This window comes from Paenibacillus suaedae, from assembly GCF_032337355.1.
Classification (GTDB): domain Bacteria; phylum Bacillota; class Bacilli; order Paenibacillales; family Paenibacillaceae; genus Paenibacillus_B; species Paenibacillus_B suaedae.
The window spans coordinates 247,701-265,287 of the sequence record NZ_JAVYAA010000008.1 but is presented as its reverse complement, the minus strand read 5'-3'; the positions used below and the strand labels follow the sequence as shown (position 1 = coordinate 265,287).

At 47.8% G+C, this 17,587-nt stretch carries 16 protein-coding genes and 1 tRNA gene; 4 read left to right on the top strand and 13 right to left on the bottom strand.

Annotation, left to right across the window (positions count from 1 at the left end; all coding sequences use genetic code 11):
* Positions 1-14: 14 nt before the first annotated feature.
* Together lonB and RQP50_RS26085 are read right to left on the bottom strand one after the other, a co-directional pair.
* The gene (lonB, locus tag RQP50_RS26090; protein ID WP_072731600.1) at positions 15-1,751 is read right to left on the bottom strand and encodes an ATP-dependent protease LonB; all 1,737 of its coding nucleotides are present in this window, start codon (positions 1,749-1,751) and stop codon (positions 15-17) included.
* A 102-nt stretch (positions 1,752-1,853) separates the two neighbouring features.
* Positions 1,854-3,215, bottom strand: coding sequence for an alanine/glycine:cation symporter family protein (locus RQP50_RS26085; protein WP_051249836.1), 1,362 nt, complete (start codon positions 3,213-3,215; stop codon positions 1,854-1,856).
* Positions 3,216-3,557: 342 nt separating this feature from the next.
* Here RQP50_RS26085 and RQP50_RS26080 point away from each other — a divergent pair, with 342 nt between their 5' ends.
* Together RQP50_RS26080 and RQP50_RS26075 are read left to right on the top strand one after the other, a co-directional pair.
* Positions 3,558-4,619 (top strand): M23 family metallopeptidase, encoded by a 1,062-nt coding sequence (locus RQP50_RS26080; protein WP_072731602.1) that lies wholly within the window; start codon positions 3,558-3,560, stop codon positions 4,617-4,619.
* 27 nt (positions 4,620-4,646) lie between these two features.
* Positions 4,647-5,051: a bactofilin family protein gene (locus tag RQP50_RS26075; protein WP_021252335.1), complete on the top strand. Its 405-nt coding sequence runs from the start codon at positions 4,647-4,649 to the stop codon at positions 5,049-5,051.
* A gap of 115 nt (positions 5,052-5,166) precedes the next feature.
* Here RQP50_RS26075 and ispG read toward each other — a convergent pair whose 3' ends face one another.
* The 5 genes from ispG to RQP50_RS26050 form a co-directional block, all read right to left on the bottom strand.
* Positions 5,167-6,264: a flavodoxin-dependent (E)-4-hydroxy-3-methylbut-2-enyl-diphosphate synthase gene (gene ispG / locus RQP50_RS26070; protein WP_021258198.1), complete on the bottom strand. Its 1,098-nt coding sequence runs from the start codon at positions 6,262-6,264 to the stop codon at positions 5,167-5,169.
* A gap of 43 nt (positions 6,265-6,307) precedes the next feature.
* Positions 6,308-7,555 (bottom strand): ATP-dependent protease ATP-binding subunit ClpX, encoded by a 1,248-nt coding sequence (gene clpX / locus RQP50_RS26065; protein WP_021252337.1) that lies wholly within the window; start codon positions 7,553-7,555, stop codon positions 6,308-6,310.
* Positions 7,556-7,568: 13 nt separating this feature from the next.
* Positions 7,569-8,165 carry an ATP-dependent Clp endopeptidase proteolytic subunit ClpP gene (clpP, locus tag RQP50_RS26060; protein ID WP_021252338.1) on the bottom strand — a complete coding sequence of 199 codons (597 nt, stop codon included), beginning with the start codon at positions 8,163-8,165 and terminating at the stop codon, positions 7,569-7,571.
* Positions 8,166-8,519: 354 nt separating this feature from the next.
* The gene (gene tig, locus RQP50_RS26055; RefSeq protein WP_315747171.1) at positions 8,520-9,806 is read right to left on the bottom strand and encodes a trigger factor; all 1,287 of its coding nucleotides are present in this window, start codon (positions 9,804-9,806) and stop codon (positions 8,520-8,522) included.
* Between the two features lie 172 nt (positions 9,807-9,978).
* Positions 9,979-10,929 carry a hypothetical protein gene (locus RQP50_RS26050; protein ID WP_315747170.1) on the bottom strand — a complete coding sequence of 317 codons (951 nt, stop codon included), beginning with the start codon at positions 10,927-10,929 and terminating at the stop codon, positions 9,979-9,981.
* Between the two features lie 258 nt (positions 10,930-11,187).
* On the opposite strand from RQP50_RS26050, the gene RQP50_RS26045 reads away from it, so the two are divergent.
* Positions 11,188-11,264, top strand: a tRNA-Arg gene (locus RQP50_RS26045).
* 180 nt (positions 11,265-11,444) lie between these two features.
* On the opposite strand, the gene RQP50_RS26040 is transcribed toward RQP50_RS26045, so the two are convergent.
* The 3 genes from RQP50_RS26040 to RQP50_RS26030 form a co-directional block, all read right to left on the bottom strand.
* Complete coding sequence (locus RQP50_RS26040) at positions 11,445-11,573, bottom strand: hypothetical protein (protein ID WP_260612424.1); 129 nt, start codon at positions 11,571-11,573, stop codon at positions 11,445-11,447.
* Between the two features lie 96 nt (positions 11,574-11,669).
* Positions 11,670-12,020 carry a carboxypeptidase gene (locus RQP50_RS26035; RefSeq protein ID WP_315747169.1) on the bottom strand — a complete coding sequence of 117 codons (351 nt, stop codon included), beginning with the start codon at positions 12,018-12,020 and terminating at the stop codon, positions 11,670-11,672.
* A gap of 15 nt (positions 12,021-12,035) precedes the next feature.
* The gene (locus RQP50_RS26030; protein ID WP_021259076.1) at positions 12,036-12,338 is read right to left on the bottom strand and encodes a hypothetical protein; all 303 of its coding nucleotides are present in this window, start codon (positions 12,336-12,338) and stop codon (positions 12,036-12,038) included.
* Between the two features lie 216 nt (positions 12,339-12,554).
* On the opposite strand from RQP50_RS26030, the gene asnB reads away from it, so the two are divergent.
* Positions 12,555-14,402, top strand: a complete 1,848-nt coding sequence (gene asnB, locus RQP50_RS26025) for an asparagine synthase (glutamine-hydrolyzing) (RefSeq protein WP_315747168.1) — start codon at positions 12,555-12,557, stop codon at positions 14,400-14,402.
* 81 nt (positions 14,403-14,483) lie between these two features.
* Here asnB and RQP50_RS26020 read toward each other — a convergent pair whose 3' ends face one another.
* The 3 genes from RQP50_RS26020 to rph all read right to left on the bottom strand — a co-directional run bounded on the left by RQP50_RS26020 (position 14,484) and on the right by rph (position 17,528).
* The gene (locus RQP50_RS26020; protein ID WP_315747167.1) at positions 14,484-15,791 is read right to left on the bottom strand and encodes a homocysteine synthase; all 1,308 of its coding nucleotides are present in this window, start codon (positions 15,789-15,791) and stop codon (positions 14,484-14,486) included.
* 308 nt (positions 15,792-16,099) lie between these two features.
* A complete protein-coding gene (locus tag RQP50_RS26015) occupies positions 16,100-16,759 on the bottom strand; it encodes an XTP/dITP diphosphatase (protein WP_072731608.1) in 660 nt (219 codons plus the stop codon).
* Positions 16,743-17,528 carry a ribonuclease PH gene (gene rph / locus RQP50_RS26010; RefSeq protein WP_021252346.1) on the bottom strand — a complete coding sequence of 262 codons (786 nt, stop codon included), beginning with the start codon at positions 17,526-17,528 and terminating at the stop codon, positions 16,743-16,745. Before rph ends, RQP50_RS26015 begins: the two co-directional genes overlap by 17 nt.
* Between the last annotated feature and the right edge of the window lie 59 nt (positions 17,529-17,587).

The window sequence follows — 17,587 nt, the reverse complement described above, 5'->3', positions numbered from 1 at the left end:
TTTCCACAGGCCGATCAGCTATAGCTGCTCCCATCAGAAGAACTGCTATTCTTCTCCGATCCTTCTGCATGCAGCAACGGCAGCGAGGTGCCCACGGCACGTTCGAACGGTTGCGGCTTATGCTGTGCATCTCCCTTCCATTCACTGCCGAATGCATGTTGGAAGCCTTCCTCAATGTGTTCGACGGGTATGACTTGCACTCCATCCAAGCCTGCGAAGATATCCTGCCAGTTCTCCTTCGGAATAAGCACGCGAGTTGCTCCTGCTTGAAAAGCCGCTTCCACCTTGGCAAGTACGCCGCCGACCGGCTTAATGCGCCCATGAAGACTGATTTCACCTGTCATCGCAAGCTTATTGTCCACAGGCCATCCATTCAATGCTGATGCGATGGCTATCGCCATTGCCATGCCCGCGGATGGACCATCTACTGGCGATCCGCCTGGGAAGTTAATGTGCAAATCGAAGTTGGATGTCTCATGTCCCAGGCTGCGAAGCACGGTCAATACGTTCTCAATAGACCCCTTCGCCATACTCTTGCGGCGCAGCGTTCGGCTTCCACCGCCCAGCTCTTCTTCCTCGACAACACCCGTAATTGTATACTTGCCGTGCCCACTCTTCACACGGATCGCACTCACTTCAATTTCCAGCAGCGCTCCCATGCTAGGACCGTACACAGCCAAGCCATTCACGAGACCAACCTGTGGTTCTGCAGGAACTTTGCGATCAGGACGCGGAGCAATCTGGCTGCTGTTGGCAACCCATTCTACATCAGCCGCATCAATCGATGTCCGCCCTTCTGACATCGCCAGTCCAGCCGACAGTTGGACAATATTCACCGCCTCACGCCCATTGGTCGCGTACTTTTTCACCATATCTACCGCTTCTGGCGAGTGCGGGAAGCCAATTTTCTTCAGACCATTTTCTGCAATAGCTCCGATTTCATCAGGAAGCAGCGGCCTGAAGTAGATTTCCATACAACGTGAACGAAGCGCTGGCGGGAGTTCTTGGGAAGAGCGGGTCGTCGCTCCCACAAGCCTGAAGTCCGCAGGCAATCCATTTTGAAAAATATCGTGAATATACGAAGGTACATTCGAGTCTTCCGAATTGTAATAAGCGCTCTCCAAAAATACTTTACGATCTTCAAGTACCTTCAACAGTTTATTCATCTGTATCGGATGAAGCTCACCAATCTCATCAATAAACAGCATGCCCCCATGTGCCTTCGTCACCGCTCCCGGCTTCGGCTGTGGAATCCCAGCGACTCCCATCGCACCAGCACCTTGATAAATTGGATCATGAACCGAGCCTATTAATGGGTCGGCAATGCCACGTTCATCAAATCTTGCTGTCGTCGCATCGATTTCAGTGAACTTGGATTCCATTGTAAATGGCGAGCTCGCATTCTTCTTCGCTTCCTCCAGCACTACTCTCGCAGCAGCCGTCTTACCTACGCCTGGTGGGCCATAGATGATCACATGCTGCGGGTTCGAACTGCACAAAGCAGCTTTGAGCGCCTTCAATCCATCTTTCTGCCCAACAATATCGCTCATGATCGCAGGTCTTGTCTTCTCTGCTAACGGCTTCGTCAAGGAAATAGACCTTAGCTTGCGCAGCTTATCCATCTCCTTGCGCGATTCTCGATCAACAGCTGTGCGATTTCCTTTCTGACTGCGCAGCAGATTCCAGAAGTATATGCCAATAACTACGGCAAAGAACGCATTGATCAGCATCAATATTACGCTTAAATTCATCGTTTCATCCTCCCATAACGCCCTCGCAAGGACAAAAAAATCCGGCAAAGTTTACTACTTGGTAGTATTACCCTTTGCCGGATGCATTATAAGCGTATGTGATTATGAGTTATTATTTCTTTCCCAACATTCTGCATGCTTCAGTCCTGGAACAGAATCTGCATAGAAGACTGGCTCCTCGCCACGCTTACGCTGACCCATATAATCTTTCAAAGCCGCAAATGCCACTTTACCAAGCAGCATAATGGAAATGAGATTAATAAACGCCATGAAGCCCATGAACAAGTCTGCCAAATTCCATACTAAGGTCATCTTCGCAACAGAACCGAAGAGAACCATCGCTATGACACCTAGTCGATAGGCAAGCATCCAACCCTTTTTCTTCGTAATGAATTCGATGTTGCTTTGACCGTAATAGTAGTTTCCAATCAGCGAAGTAAATGCGAATAAAAAGACAGCTAAGCCAATAAAAATGTGCGCCCAATCTCCAACCTGAGCCGCAAGCGCATGTTGAGTCAATCGAATGCCGTTCTGCTCGCCCGTCGTCGAAATCCCGGAGAACAGGATAATGAACGCTGTTGACGAACAAACAAGCAATGTATCGACGAATACCCCAAACGACTGGATCAAACCTTGCTTGACTGGATGACTAACATGGGCTGTCGCCGCCGCATTGGGAGCACTACCCATTCCGGCCTCGTTCGAGAACAGACCGCGTTTAATCCCGTTCATCACCGCTGCGCCTACGCCGCCAGCCAGCGCCTCTCCAAATCCAAAGGCATTTTGAATAATAGAAGCAAACACGCCCGGAATTTCTCTAAAATTCACGAACATGACGAACAAGGCAATCGCTATATAGGCTAGCGCCATGATCGGAACTACAGTCGCAGAAACCTTAGCAACCCGCTGAACCCCACCGAATATCGTCGGGATGACAAGAACTGCCAAGATAACCCCCATCCAAATCGGATCCAAGTTAAATATATCCTGGAATGCAGCACTTGCTGTGTTGGCCTGTACAGAATTAAAAACGAATCCGAAACTGAAAATAATGAGGACTGCAAAAATAATGCCTAGCCAGCGTGCGTTCAACGCTCGTTCCATATAGTAAGCTGGGCCGCCTCTGAAATCCTTGCCATCGCGCACTTTATACACTTGTGCCAATGTGGATTCGACGAACCCCGAAGCCGCGCCAATAATGGCAATCATCCACATCCAGAATACAGCGCCAGGGCCACCCAACGAAATGGCAATAGCGACTCCGGCCAAATTCCCCGTACCAACACGCGAGGCCGTACTCATTGCGAATGCCTGGAAGGAGGAAACGCCTTGTTTCTCACCGGAAGACTTTCCTTTATCCCGCCCCAACATAAGACGGAACGTTTCTTTAATCGCGGAAAGCTGCACGAAGCCTGTTCGGAATGAAAAATATAATCCCGCTGTTATCAGGACAAATATAAGCATCAAATACCACAAATCATTAAACTTTCCGATCCAATCCTGAATTTGATCGATCAATATATCGCACCTCTCTTATTCTCTAGTCCTGTTGCACGCGATATGTTAACTTTGCTAACACGTACTATCTGATTGTAGCGTAAATCGCAGGCAATGGCAAAATGTTTTTTATCATTTTTCAATTTGTGATAAAATTTACCTTTTCGTTATTCGACACAAACCGATTTTTATGTCGAATCGTTGCATTATTCTACTTACTTTTCACCGAAAATCATGTACAATAGGAATGTTATGTAAACGTTTCTAGCTTATTTTACCTTTGTGTCGTTAAGGAGGAATCCTTGAATTATGACGAAATCAAACGATCGCCACTGGACGTGGATGCTTATGCGAGGACCAAATCGGCCAGTTATTCAATACAGTATTCCAACTGTAGTGGTTAAACTTGTCATGTTTATTGTCATTGGCGGGATTAGCGCATTACTTTTATCGTTAGTCATTCAACGATTCACCATGCATGATATTGTTGCTCGTCATGAACAATTACAGCTTGAACTGCAGGAGAAGAATCAACTGTTAGCAGAGATGGACAAGCAATTATCCATTATTACCGCTTCTTCCAACGATATGAAACAGAAAATGGACAGAATCTCACAATGGGAACAGCAATTGCAATCCTATTTACAAGTCCCATCTGGCGCTAACCCTCCAAAGAATAGCAAGCTGTCACCTGGCACGGGTCAGCCCAACTCCATGTCAACCAAGCGCGACACGGCATCCTTGCCTTTGCCGCTAGGTGGTGAGTATATTATGCTTCCTGCATCTAAGTTGTCGACGCTTCGTTCTGCCGCTACAGAAGTGAACAGTAGCGACCAAAAGCCTGTCTCACCACTTGAAGCATGGGAGAACGCGAATAAGCAGCTCCATCATATGAATAAGAAGTGGCAGGATTGGGAACGAACAATGCCTCCTCTATTTAAGAATGCCGAAGCCTTCCAGCAGCAGTTGAACGCTACTCCAACCTTATGGCCAACAGGTAGCACACGAATCACCTCTCTTTTCGGAGAACGCAGTGATCCGTTTCAACGCAATGAAGCATTCCATGCTGGATTAGATATAGGCGGAGATACAGGCGATCCGGTTTACGCTACTGCCGAAGGGGTCGTCATTGATTCCGACAGGGATGAGCTGAAGGGGAATTATATCATCGTGAATCATGGCAGCGGACTTACTACACGTTACTTGCACCTAAGCGAGAGAGTTGTGGCCAGCGGAGATTCGGTGAAAAAAGGGACACTCATTGGCAAAATCGGTACAACAGGTCGGAGCACAGGACCTCATTTACATTTCGAAATTCGTAAGAACGGACAGCCTATTGATCCAATGACTTATGTAAACACTCCTGAATAAGATTTTTATATAAGAAAGGAGCACGATATGTTCGCCAAATCCTCTGGCAAAAAAATTAGCGGAACCGACACCTTAATTGGACAAGCTACTACATTTGAAGGAAAGCTTGTATGCGAAACTGACCTACGGATCGAGGGAACCATTACTGGTGATGTTCATTGCAGTCAGAACGTAATTATTGGAGAGTCGGGCAAAGCCTATTCCCATATTCAAGCTTCCAGCCTAGTTATCGCAGGGTTCATGCAAGGTGATGTCAACGTCACAGAAAGTGTCATCATCGAGAGCTCTGGCAGATTGGAAGGCAATGTATTGTGCCAATCCTTCATTATCAAAGAAGGCGGCAAATTCAACGGAAACAGCAAAATGCAGCAAAATGCTCCCTCACTAACCAATGCTCCTATCGCTGAGGTTACTAACTCGTCTGACACATGAACGAGATCATTGAATTAGTAACTTGGATACAGACAAAGAAAACACCCACATGCGCCACTGCTGCATGTGGGTGTTCTTGTATCATACGATAACAAGATAGCTTCTTATATTTCGATTAGTGCTTACGCCCTGGAATCTGACCCGTACGCTCATATTCAGCGACGATATGGTCGATTTCCTTCTTCAACTCAGAGACAAGCTCTGCCTCCGGTACTTTACGAATCATTTCTCCGTAGCGGAACAACAGCCCTTCACCACGAGCTCCAGCGATGCCGATATCCGCTTCACGAGCCTCGCCCGGACCGTTTACCGCACAACCAAGCACCGATACCTTAATTGGAACTTTCACTTTGGAGATATACTCCTCTACTTCGTTCGCAATTGAGAACAAATCGATGTCAAGTCGGCCGCATGTTGGACATGATACAAGTGTAGCTGCATTGGAAATCAAGCCGAAACACTTCAGCATCTCACGCGCAACCTTCACTTCTTCTACTGGATCCGCACTCAAGCTGACACGAACCGTCGAGCCAATTCCAAGTGATAACAAGGCTCCGAGCCCTGCCGCACTCTTAATCGTCCCTGAGAACAGTGTTCCAGCTTCTGTAATCCCTAAGTGAAGCGGGTACGGAATTACCTCAGAAGCCTTTGTATAGGCAGCGATGGCCATAGGCACATCTGATGCCTTCAACGAGACAATAATATCGTGGAAATCAAGTTCTTCTAAAATTCCGATATGGAATAGAGCACTTTCGACCATCGCCTCTGGCGTTGGATATCCATACTTCTCGAGCAGGTGGTTCTCCAGCGATCCTGCATTAACACCGATTCGAATCGGAATGCCGCGCTCTTTGCACGCCTTCACGACTGCTTCCACTTTCTCACGGCGCCCAATATTGCCCGGATTGATCCGAACCTTGTCAATACCGTTCTCAATCGCCTTCAAAGCGAGCCTGTAGTCAAAGTGAATGTCAGCAACGAGCGGAATCGAGATACGCTTCTTAATCTCCTTAATCGCATCCGCTGCTTCCTCATTGTTGACCGTAACCCGAACAAGCTGGCATCCAGCTTCTTCAAGTCGATGAATTTCCGCAACAGTGGCTTCTACATCTGCCGTCTTCGTCGTGCACATGCTCTGAATGACAACCTCATTGTTGCCGCCAATCGTTACATCGCCCACTTTTACAGCTCTAGTCTGATGTCGCAAATACATGATACATTCTCTCCCATGTCGGAAACGGACGGAAAAGCGCCTATTAGGCGCTTTCCTCTTGTTTCTTATCTGTCGTCAGTTCCGGAATCATTCGTTCTTTTACTACTTGCTCCGTAATGACACATGTTGTTACATCATCGCGCGATGGCACTTCATACATCACGTCAAGCATAATGCCCTCGATGATGGCACGCAATCCACGCGCTCCAGTGTTGCGCTTGATCGCTTCGCGAGCAATGGCTTCCAGTGCACCAGACTCGAAGTCAAGCTTCACATTGTCCATCTCAAGCAACTTCTGGTACTGCTTCGTCAGCGCATTCTTCGGCTCGCTCAAGATACGAACCAATGTATGCTCATCAAGCGGCTCCAACGTCGAGATGACTGGAAGACGCCCAACAAATTCAGGAATAAGTCCGAATTTCAGCAAATCCTCCGGAAGTGTCATCGTCAAGTATTCGCCAGGCTTCAAATCCTTCTGACCACCATCAGCATTGAAGCCAATAATTTTCTTCCCTACACGACGCTTGATAATTTGCTCCAGTCCGTCAAACGCACCGCCGCAAATGAACAAGATGTTCGTCGTATCAATTTGAATAAATTCTTGGTGAGGATGCTTACGGCCACCTTGCGGCGGAACAGAAGCAACGGTTCCCTCCAAAATTTTCAGCAATGCCTGCTGTACCCCTTCGCCAGATACATCGCGTGTAATCGAAGGATTCTCGGATTTGCGAGCTACTTTATCGATTTCATCGATGTAAATGATACCGCGTTCCGCCTTCTCCACGTCATAGTCTGCCGCTTGGATCAGCTTCAGAAGAATATTTTCAACATCTTCGCCCACATAACCTGCTTCTGTAAGCGATGTGGCATCCGCAATTGCGAATGGCACGTTCAAGATTTTAGCCATGGTCTGCGCCAAGAGTGTCTTACCGGAACCAGTAGGCCCCACGAGCAAGATGTTACTCTTCTGCAGCTCAACATCCTCAATCTTGTTCTGGGTGTTAATCCGTTTGTAATGGTTATATACCGCTACGGACAACGACTTTTTCGCTATTTCTTGACCAATGACATATTGATCCAGAATCGCACGAATTTCCTTCGGTTTCGGTATATCCTTCAGATCGACTTCCTCTTCGTGACCAAGCTCTTCCTCTACAATCTCATTGCACAGCTCGATGCACTCGTCACATATATATACGCCAGGACCGGCAACCAACTTGCGTACTTGCTCCTGCGACTTGCCGCAGAACGAGCACTTCAATTGCCCCTTCTCATCATTAAATTTAAACAATCGGTGTCCCCCCTTACTTGAGCCCCGGGCTTGCCGGATGTAAAACTTGGTCAACAAGACCGTATTCTTTCGCTTCATCAGCGCTCATGAAGTTGTCACGATCCGTATCGCGTTCAATCTTCTCAATCGGCTGACCTGTGCGATCCACATATATTTGGTTCAGCTTATGTCTTGTCTTCAAGATCCAGTCCGCATGAATCTTAATGTCGGACGCTTGACCGCGCACGCCACCCAGCGGCTGATGAATCATGATCTCACTGTTCGGCAGAGCAATACGCTTGCCTGGCGCCCCAGCCGTCAGCAAGAGCGAACCCATACTTGCAGCCAAGCCTACGCAGATTGTAGATACGTCAGGTTTGATATGCTGCATCGTATCGTAAATTGCCATGCCGGCCGTAACTGAACCGCCCGGTGAGTTGATATACAAGAAAATGTCCTTCTCTGGATCATCTGCTTGAAGGAACAACAACTGCGCAATGACGCTGTTCGCTACGTCATCATCGATGGCGCTGCCCAGAAAGATAATGCGATCTTTCAGCAGACGCGAGTAAATATCATAAGAGCGTTCGCCGCGATTTGTCTGTTCGATGACCATCGGGATTAAATTCATGGTACCGACCTCTTTTCTTTACATAGCTTTACATTTCTATTCTAACATTTTCTGAACGTGGTGTCATTTTTACACCGATTACCATTATTCTATGTGCGGCAAATGCCCGTAATCCCTGCAAATAAGCTCTATATTCGTGACTTCTCGCGGGTCGGAATCGCCTAATATGTTACATACTGATTATGTACACCCAATTGCTGGGTGGTGAAACGTTATGTAGTAAATCAAGAACTTACAATCCAGCAAACTTTCACCAGACAGGTGGTAAAAAATAAGGCACGCCCTTAAAAAGTAACGTGCCTTATCCTGTTACGCCGCTCTCACATGCATGATGCAGTTGCAGCCGATATGCAATTAATTCTTGCTGTTGTCCACAATGAACTTAACTGTTTTGCGAAGAGCTGCCTCTTCACGCAAGTTTTCAATCGTGCCGTTCTTCTCCAAGATGGAGCGGATTTCGTCCGCAGAACGTTGGTAAGAAGCTGCCATTTTATCAAGCTCTTCTTGCAGCTCTTCTTCGGAAATTGTGATGTTCTCTTCTTTCGCGATTTGCTCAAGAACGAGGTTGTTTTTCACACGCTTGTCAGCCTCTTGTTGCATTTGCTCGCGCAAGTCTGCAATCGTTTGGCCAGACAATGTCAAGAACATATCCATGTTCATGCCTTGCATGCGAAGACGGTTGTCCAAGTCTTTAACCATGTGCTGAATTTCAGTCTCGATCATCGCACGTGGAATTTCTACTTCTGCATTTGCAGATGCTTTTTCAACGAGCTCAGCTTCACGAGCTGCTTCCAGTTCGCGTTCTTTGCGCTCTTTCAACTGTTTTGTAAGATCAGCTTTGTACTCATCCAAAGTTTCGAACTCGCTAACGTCTTTAGCGAACTCATCATCAAGCTGTGGAAGCTGCTTGCGCTTGATTTCATGAACTTTCACTTTGAATGTTGCAGGCTTGCCAGCCAAGTTCTCTGCATGGTAGTGCTCAGGGAATGTAACTTCAACATCTTTGAAGTCGCCTGTTCCAAGGCCAACCAATTGATCTTCGAATCCAGGAATGAACGTGTTAGAGCCAAGCTCCAATGTGTAGCGCTCGCCTTTGCCGCCTTCAAATGCTTCGCCATCAACGAATCCTTCGAAGTCCATAACAACGCTGTCGCCTTTTTGTGCTGTTTCTTCGTCAACGATAACGAGTTCAGCATGACGCTCTTGCAGACGCTTCAATTCAGCGTCAAGCTCTTCTTCAGTAACTTCAGCTTCCTTAGCTTCCACTTCAAGACCTTTGTAGTCGCCAAGCTTCACTTCAGGTTTAACTGTTACTTTTGCTTTGAACTTGAACGTTTTGCCTTTTGCAAATTGTTCAACTTCGATTTCCGGCTGATCAACCGGTTGGATGTTTGTTTCTTTTACAGCTTGTGTGTAAACTTCGCCCAAGATGATGTCAATCGCATCTTGATACAAGCTTTCAACACCATATTTTGCTTCGAAAATTGGGCGAGGTACGCGACCTTTGCGGAAGCCAGGAACGTTAACACGCTTGGACACTTTTTTGAATGCCAAGTCCAATCCTTCTGCTACGCGATCTTCATTAACCTCTACTTCCAATACCCCAATGTTCTTCTCTATTTTTTCCCAAGTTGCTTTCATTTTATGCCTTCCCCTCCAAAAAAAGATCATGGCTAGAGTGTACCTAACATAACACGTCCAGAATAACCATTTTAGTATAGCCGACTACGATAACTTTTTCAAGGAGGGCGTCATTCCCACATTCGGCCTTCTACGAAAGCGCTATCGACCTTTCATTGCTTAGCCTCAGATCCTATGACTGTACGCGCAATGATCGATTTAAGGATCGGAGCGCTAGCTCATATTGCACACGCAGTTCATTCGTGATACCGTACAGCTGCTTCACTTCCACTTCTTCGTCGACACGCAGCATTCGAGCCACGATGAAATGCAGCGCCGCCGCCCAAGCGTTCGAATCCTCTTGCCCATGCCCGCACAACTGTTCATAGGATGGAGAACCGTATATATGCTTCAAGTACTGCTGCCATATCTCCTGAGCAAAATAAGCGAGAGAAGGCTCTCTTACAGAAGCAGCCTCGTTCACACGCACCGCTGGTGCCTTGGCGGCCTCTGGGAACCCCGAATTATCAAGCGGAGTATCCTCGATTTGTACGACCAGCAACTCCTGCCCGCGAGGGAAGCGGATTTCTCCATGCATTCCCCGTCTCTTCATAACTTGAAGAATTCCGAATTGAAGCAAGGAGTTAAGGTTCTCCTCTTTGAGCAGTTTAGCCAAAGCTTCATCAACACCCGGATCTTCTGCTGCTGCAAGCTGCTCAAGAATAAGGAGCTTGCGGTCATCCATCTCTCCCTCTACAAGGGTAGCAAACAATCGCTCTGTATATTGTCCGTCCGCATTCAGCTTCTGCTGGAATTGGCGTCGCAGGATATCTTGTTCGGTCTCTTCAGACTCCTCTTCCGGTGTGGACTCCGGCCAACTGGCTATTCCCTCAGCCATATTCAAATCACGAGCAGCACGTTCTGCCTCCGGGAACGCCGACACGAGCCATTGCAGCAGCGCGTCCCACTCTTCCCGAATCCGTTCGTCCTCACCATCACATGTCAGCAGGAATTGAAGAAGGGCAATTGCTTCGCCGTAACGCTCAGATTCCAGCATCCGTGTCAACTCAATTTGGTAGTAATCATGAGTTTTCGGAAACAGGATGACATTATTCTTTGCCGGCTCTTTGTAATCTTCTGTCATACGAACACCTGCTTTCTGTACTGCGCCTATGTATTACGATAATCTCTCCTATGTATGCAGCTCGTTCTCCCTCAATTAGGTGAGCTTCTTATATGATGCATTATATCATATTCACTCTTTATCCTGCGCGGTCACCATATGTGCTTTCCTGATACTCAAACTGTAAAAGATATGTAAATTAATATTTTTTCATTTTCCTATTGCTAAGAGTCAATTTCTTTGATACAATCATTTATGTTCTAAATTTAACTTATTCATGTCCCAGTAGCTCAGCTGGATAGAGCAACGGCCTTCTAAGCCGTCGGTCGGGGGTTCGAATCCCTCCTGGGACGCCATTCATTTGCTTACTAAATATACATGAACATGCCTCACAGAACCTTTTATTGGTTGGTGAGGCTTTTTTTATTTCCCACTCACATCGATCCCAGAATACCTCTGCATGAGAGGCTCTGCTTATCGCAGAGCCTTGTATAATTGCCGCCTTCTTTTGATACAGAACTTACTTATTTACTTATTTACTTATTGTGAAACTCCCAATGGTTCTTCTCGCCTGGATGCTTGAAGTTTTTCGATAGTACGGCATCCGCATGTTTCTTCTGATGGGCATATTTATTGCCCTTGTTTTGCTTGAATTGCTCTGACATCGTTTCTCACCTCCCTTCATCGTTCCTTGATCATTTCTTTCCACGAAGCCGATGATAAAAAAGCGAACCATTTCCGCTGCATGATAACGGATAGCATTACGTGTCTAATTGAAACAACTCATCCACCGCTGCTCGAACTTCTGTGGAACCTAAGACAGCATCAACAATCGAATCGCGATCACTGCAGCTGATTTCGTTATTGCTTATAATGAATTCCTCCGCAGCGATTTCCTCGAAGGCGTTATGCAAATTGTTGTCATACCAATCTGCTTCATAATGCGCATCATTGTGCAGCAGGCGAACAATTTCATAGCCGCCATTACGTACAGGGGCGACATATGCCAGCAGCGGTGTCTGCTTCTCATCATCCGGGATGAGGCCAATCTCGGCGCACAACCGCCCTTCGATTTCTACAGGACGACGAAATTTTGCAGCTTTAAATTCCATTATGGTCATCTCTCCTCACTTCAACATTTGCTCCACAAATCGCTTTGTTTCAGAAGTCCCGATTGCGTATATGTAGGCATATACTCTGTTCAAGTGGAGCTGATAAGGGACGTTAATCCTATCATTCGTTTGGTTCGTCACTAACATGATGTTATCCCACATTCCATCTGTCTCAGCGTCATCCACTTCATTCAGCAGCCTTTGCAGCTTGTCCCTCTCTGCCTCATTCGCGTAGACAACGAATTCATAATTCCCTGCATCTTGTTCTGCCACAACAGAACGCTGCTGCACGGATACATAATAAGGTTGTCGCTCCATTCAGCCCCTCCTTTTCTCCTTGGAGCCAATGCTTCTTTTAGTCCTGCTTTTCATGCAGCTTTAGTTCTGCTTATATGTGAAGCTTTTTTTATCATCTCCCGATGGACATACATCTTATGCCGATTTGCGCATACCCATGGTATTATCTCAATCTTCCAGCATGCCGGTGCTCGTTCTTCCGGATGGACAGATTGGTGCGGAAAGGATGAACGTAACATGTGTGGAATTACAGGATGGATTGACTGGAACCGTGATTTGACCCAATGTTCTGGCGTTGTCGAACAAATGACCGCAACATTATCCTCTCGTGGGCCGGATGCGAAGGGAACATGGTTAACCAGTTCATGTGCGCTGGGGCACCGGCGCTTATCTGTCATTGATCCCGCGAATGGCGCCCAGCCGATGATTCGGCACACGGAGCAAGGGGTGTTTGCCATTGTATATAATGGCGAACTGTACAATATGATGGAATTAAGAACGGAATTAATCAGCCGCGGGCATTCATTTGTCACGCAGTGTGATACGGAAGTGCTGCTTGTTGCCTATTTGGAGTGGAAAGAGGCTTGTGTTGAACGATTTAACGGTATCTTTTCCTTTGCAATATGGGATGAATCGGAAAGACATCTGTTCATGGCTCGTGATCGGCTCGGGGTGAAGCCATTGTTCTATTCACAGGGCGAGGGCTGGTTCGCATTCGGTTCTGAGCCTAAATCATTGCTTGCTCACCCGGACATCGAACCGGTCATCGGGCTGGAGGGAGCCGCTGAAATATGGATGATTGGTCCCGCTCGAACCCCGGGACACGGTGTATACCAAGCGCTATCAGAACTGCGGCCAGGCCACACCTTGAAGTACAGTCCGGATGGTCTTAGAATTCATTGCTACTGGAAGCTGGAGAGCATCCCGCATGAAGAGGACGCCGAACAGACAGCTAGACATGTGCGTGAGCTGCTGGAGGATACCGTTGAGCGGCAGCTCATCTCTGATGTACCCGTCTGCACCTTGTTATCTGGCGGACTGGACTCCAGTGCACTGACGGCCCTTACCGTTCAACATTACGAGCGGCATAAACTTGGCCAGGTGCATACGTATTCGGTCGATTATGTTGATAACGATCTGTACTTCCAATCTCATGCATTTCAGCCCAATGCCGATGAGCCCTGGATTTACCGTATGGTGGAGGAACTTGGCACAACCCATCATTGGATCAAATTCGATACCCCTGAGCTTGTCGCCTCCCTAGAACAGGCTGTGAAGGTTCGTGATTTGCCAGGCATGACCGACATTGATGGTTCTCTCCTCTTATTCTGTAAGGAAATCAAGCAAGGCGCCACTGTCGCTCTCTCCGGCGAGGCGGCCGATGAAGTATTCGGCGGATATCCTTGGTTCCATCGAGAAGATGCCTTGAATGCCGGTACCTTCCCGTGGGCACTAGCTACCCCACTGCGTTCCAGCCTCCTGAAGCCTGAAGTCGCTTCCTTGCTTCACGCAGAGCAGTATGTAGCCGATCGGTATGCAGATGCCGTTCGCGAAGTCCCTGTACTGCCTGGCGAAGATGCACAAGCCGCCAAGATGCGGGTCATGTCCTATCTCAATATTACCCGTTTCATGCCTACCTTGCTGGATCGCAAGGACAGAATGAGCATGGGCGTGGGATTAGAAGTTCGTGTACCTTATACAGACCACCGCCTCGTCCAGTATGTATTCAACATTCCATGGAGCATTAAGACATATGGTGGGCGAGAGAAGGGTCTGCTTCGCAAAGCACTTGAAGGCGTATTGCCGGAAGATGTGCTGTACCGCAAGAAGAGCCCTTATCCGAAAACCCACAATCCGAACTACTTGAATACCGTTCGTCGTCTTGCGTTGGAGCGGCTGGATGATACATCATCCCCACTCCATCAATTTGTGAATGTGGAGCGAATCCGCAGTATCGCAGCCTCCGAGGAAGCGAGCTCGAACTTTCCTTGGTTCGGTCAACTGATGTCCGGCCCTCAATTATTTGCTTATTTGCTTCAAATGGACACTTGGCTGCGAGAATATCGCATTCGTGTAGCATGGTAACCTGAAGCCCACAAGAGCTCATTCATCCAATAAAAAGAAGACACACGGGATACGCCCCGTGTGTCTTCTTTTTATGGCTTCTTATTTGACAGCAGCAGGCTGACTTGCACGGATCGCCTGATCCAAATCAAATAATATATCGTCAATGGATTCCGTACCGATAGATAAACGAATAAGTCCTGGATTTACACCTGCAGCAATTTGCTCATCTTCACTCAATTGCTGATGCGTTGTGCTGGCAGGATGGATAATGAGCGACTTCGAATCACCAACATTCGCAAGATGAGAGAAGAGCTTGACGTGATTAATCACTTGGCGTCCTGCTTCGATTCCGCCCTTAATCTCAAATGTTAAGATGGCACCCTGGCCCTTCGGCAAATACTTCTGTGCAAGCTCATAAGATGGATGGCTTGACAGACCACTGTAGCTGACCGACTGCACACCTTCATGTGCTTCAAGGAACTGAGCAACCTTCAATGCATTCTCGCTATGGCGCTCCATACGCAGGTGAAGCGTTTCAAGCCCTTGAAGAAGCAGGAATGCGTTGAATGGAGATATGGCAGCTCCCATATCGCGCAGCAATTGCACACGGGCCTTAATAATGTATGCGATTGGCCCAACAGCATCCGTATATACAACCCCATGATAGCTAGGATCCGGTTCTGTCAATCCTGGGAACTTATCATTGGCAGCCCAATCGAACTTGCCTCCATCTACGATTACCCCGCCAATCGAGGTGCCATGACCGCCAATGAACTTCGTTGCGGAATGAACTACAATATCCGCACCATGCTCAAGGGGACGAAGCAGAAATGGGCTTGGGAATGTATTATCTACGATGAGCGGAATACCATGCTCATGTGCGATATCGGCTACTGCCTCGATATCGAGAACATCGCCCCTAGGGTTGCCGATGACCTCCGCATACAGCGCCTTCGTCTTGCTCGTAATCGCCTTGCGGAAGTTTTCCGGATCGCTGGAATCAACGAACCGAACCGTAATGCCGAGCTTCGCTAATGTTGTCGAGAACAGATTATACGTTCCGCCATACAGACTCGTCGCAGAGACAATCTCATCCCCTGCTCCCGCGATATTCAATATAGCGTACGTAATCGCAGCCTGACCAGAGGCAGTAGCCAGCGCCGCTGCACCGCCTTCCAAGGCAGCAACCCGCTTCTCAAACACATCTGTTGTAGGATTCATCAACCGTGTATAAATGTTGCCAAATTCCTTCAAAGCAAATAAATCCGCAGCATGATCAGTATCCTTGAACGCGTAAGACGTTGTTTGATACAGTGGAACCGCGCGGGACAATGTAGTCGGGTCAACCTCCTGTCCAGCATGCACAGCCAAAGTTTCCAATCCGAATTCACGTGGAGCTTCACTCATCTTCAACCAATCCTCCTTCGCCTTATTGCCCATTATTTTCTCATATTTTTCCGCTGTTGGAAAGTATAAATCCTGAGTATTTTGATATGAAAAAAAGGACAACTTAACTAACTATGTAGTCAGGTGCCCTCCGATGCTTGTTATGCAGTTGAAAATATTCTGTTGCAGTTGTTCCCACCAAGAGAAGCAGGCATCATGCCAACATGCAGTTATGTAACATGCTGAATCTAACATCAACATCCAACATTCAATTTATTCAGTATTCAGTTTTTCAGCATTCAGCATGCGGATCAAGATGCATCTTGCCGCTATACTTCCGCTTGCTCCGCCTTCATCACTTCAAGCAGCTTGCGAATCGCGTTGCCGCGATGGCTAATGCTCTGCTTCTGCTCTGGAGACAGCTCCGCCATCGTCTTGCCGAATGCAGGAACATAGAAGAGCGGATCGTAGCCAAATCCATGCTCTCCACGCGCCTCATCAATGATGAATCCATCACATGTGCCCGTGACATCGACATACCGCTTCTCTGCTGGATCATACAGCACGAGGCAGCAGACGAATTGAGCCGCACTCCGTACATGCTCTGCTACTTCTCCCAGCTCCTCATGTTCTGTACGGGATACCGGCAGCTTCTCCAACTCTTCGAGAAGCTTGGCATTGTTCGCCTTCGTATCGCCATGCCCACCAGCATATCGTGCAGAATACACGCCAGGGGCACCCTCTAAGCGCTCCACACAAAGTCCTGAATCATCAGCAAGAACAGGAAGTTGAATCGCTTCAGCGACTTCCTGCGCCTTCTTCAGCGCGTTTGCCTTGAAGGTATCTCCGTCTTCTACTACTTCAGGCAATTGCGGATAGTCTGCCATGCTGAGCACACGCTTGCCAAGCGAGGCGAAAGCAAGCTGAAATTCCTTCAGCTTGCCTTGGTTGCTGGTCGCAATAATGATCGTATCACTTGCTAGATGCATGACCGGCTGCCTCCCCACGCTCCAATGCTGCCCGTGCAGCGATCTTGTCTGCAATAGGGCCAAGTGCTTCCTTCTGCATCTCAACAAGCTCCAAGATCCCTTTCTCCGCGCTAGCAAGGAGTTGGTTAAGCTCTTCACGGGAGAACGGACTCTCTTCCCCCGTACCTTGCACTTCAACGAACTTGCCTTGTCCTGTCATCACAACATTCATATCGACCTTCGCTGAAGAATCTTCTTCGTAATTCAAGTCAAGAAGCGTATTTCCTTGAATGACACCAACGCTAACCGAAGCAAGGAAATCTGTAATCGGGTATTTGTTCAATGAATGCTGGTTCGCCACTTTATGAATCGCCATTGCCATCGCAATAAAGGAACCGGTGATGGAAGTGGTACGTGTACCACCATCAGCCTGAATAACGTCGCAATCAAGCGTAATTGTTCTCTCACCTAATGCATGCAAGTCAACAACCGAGCGTAGAGCCCGCCCAATCAGCCGTTGAATTTCCATCGTACGGCCAGTTAACTTGCCCCGGTTCGCTTCACGCTGGTTGCGTGTCTGCGTTGCACGTGGGAGCATCGAATATTCTGCCGTAATCCAGCCCTTGCCTTGCCCCTTCATAAAAGGAGGAACTTTCTCGTCAACCGTAGCCGTGCACAGCACCTTCGTGTCGCCTACTTCGATGAATACGGATCCTTCCGCGTATTTGTTCGTGTTTGTTCGAATCGTAACCGGGCGGAGTTCATCCGCCTTGCGTCCGTTGCTTCTCATTTAATAGTGCCTCCTACATTTCCACTGTCGTCCGTAAAAAGTAACATCCCCTATTCTAC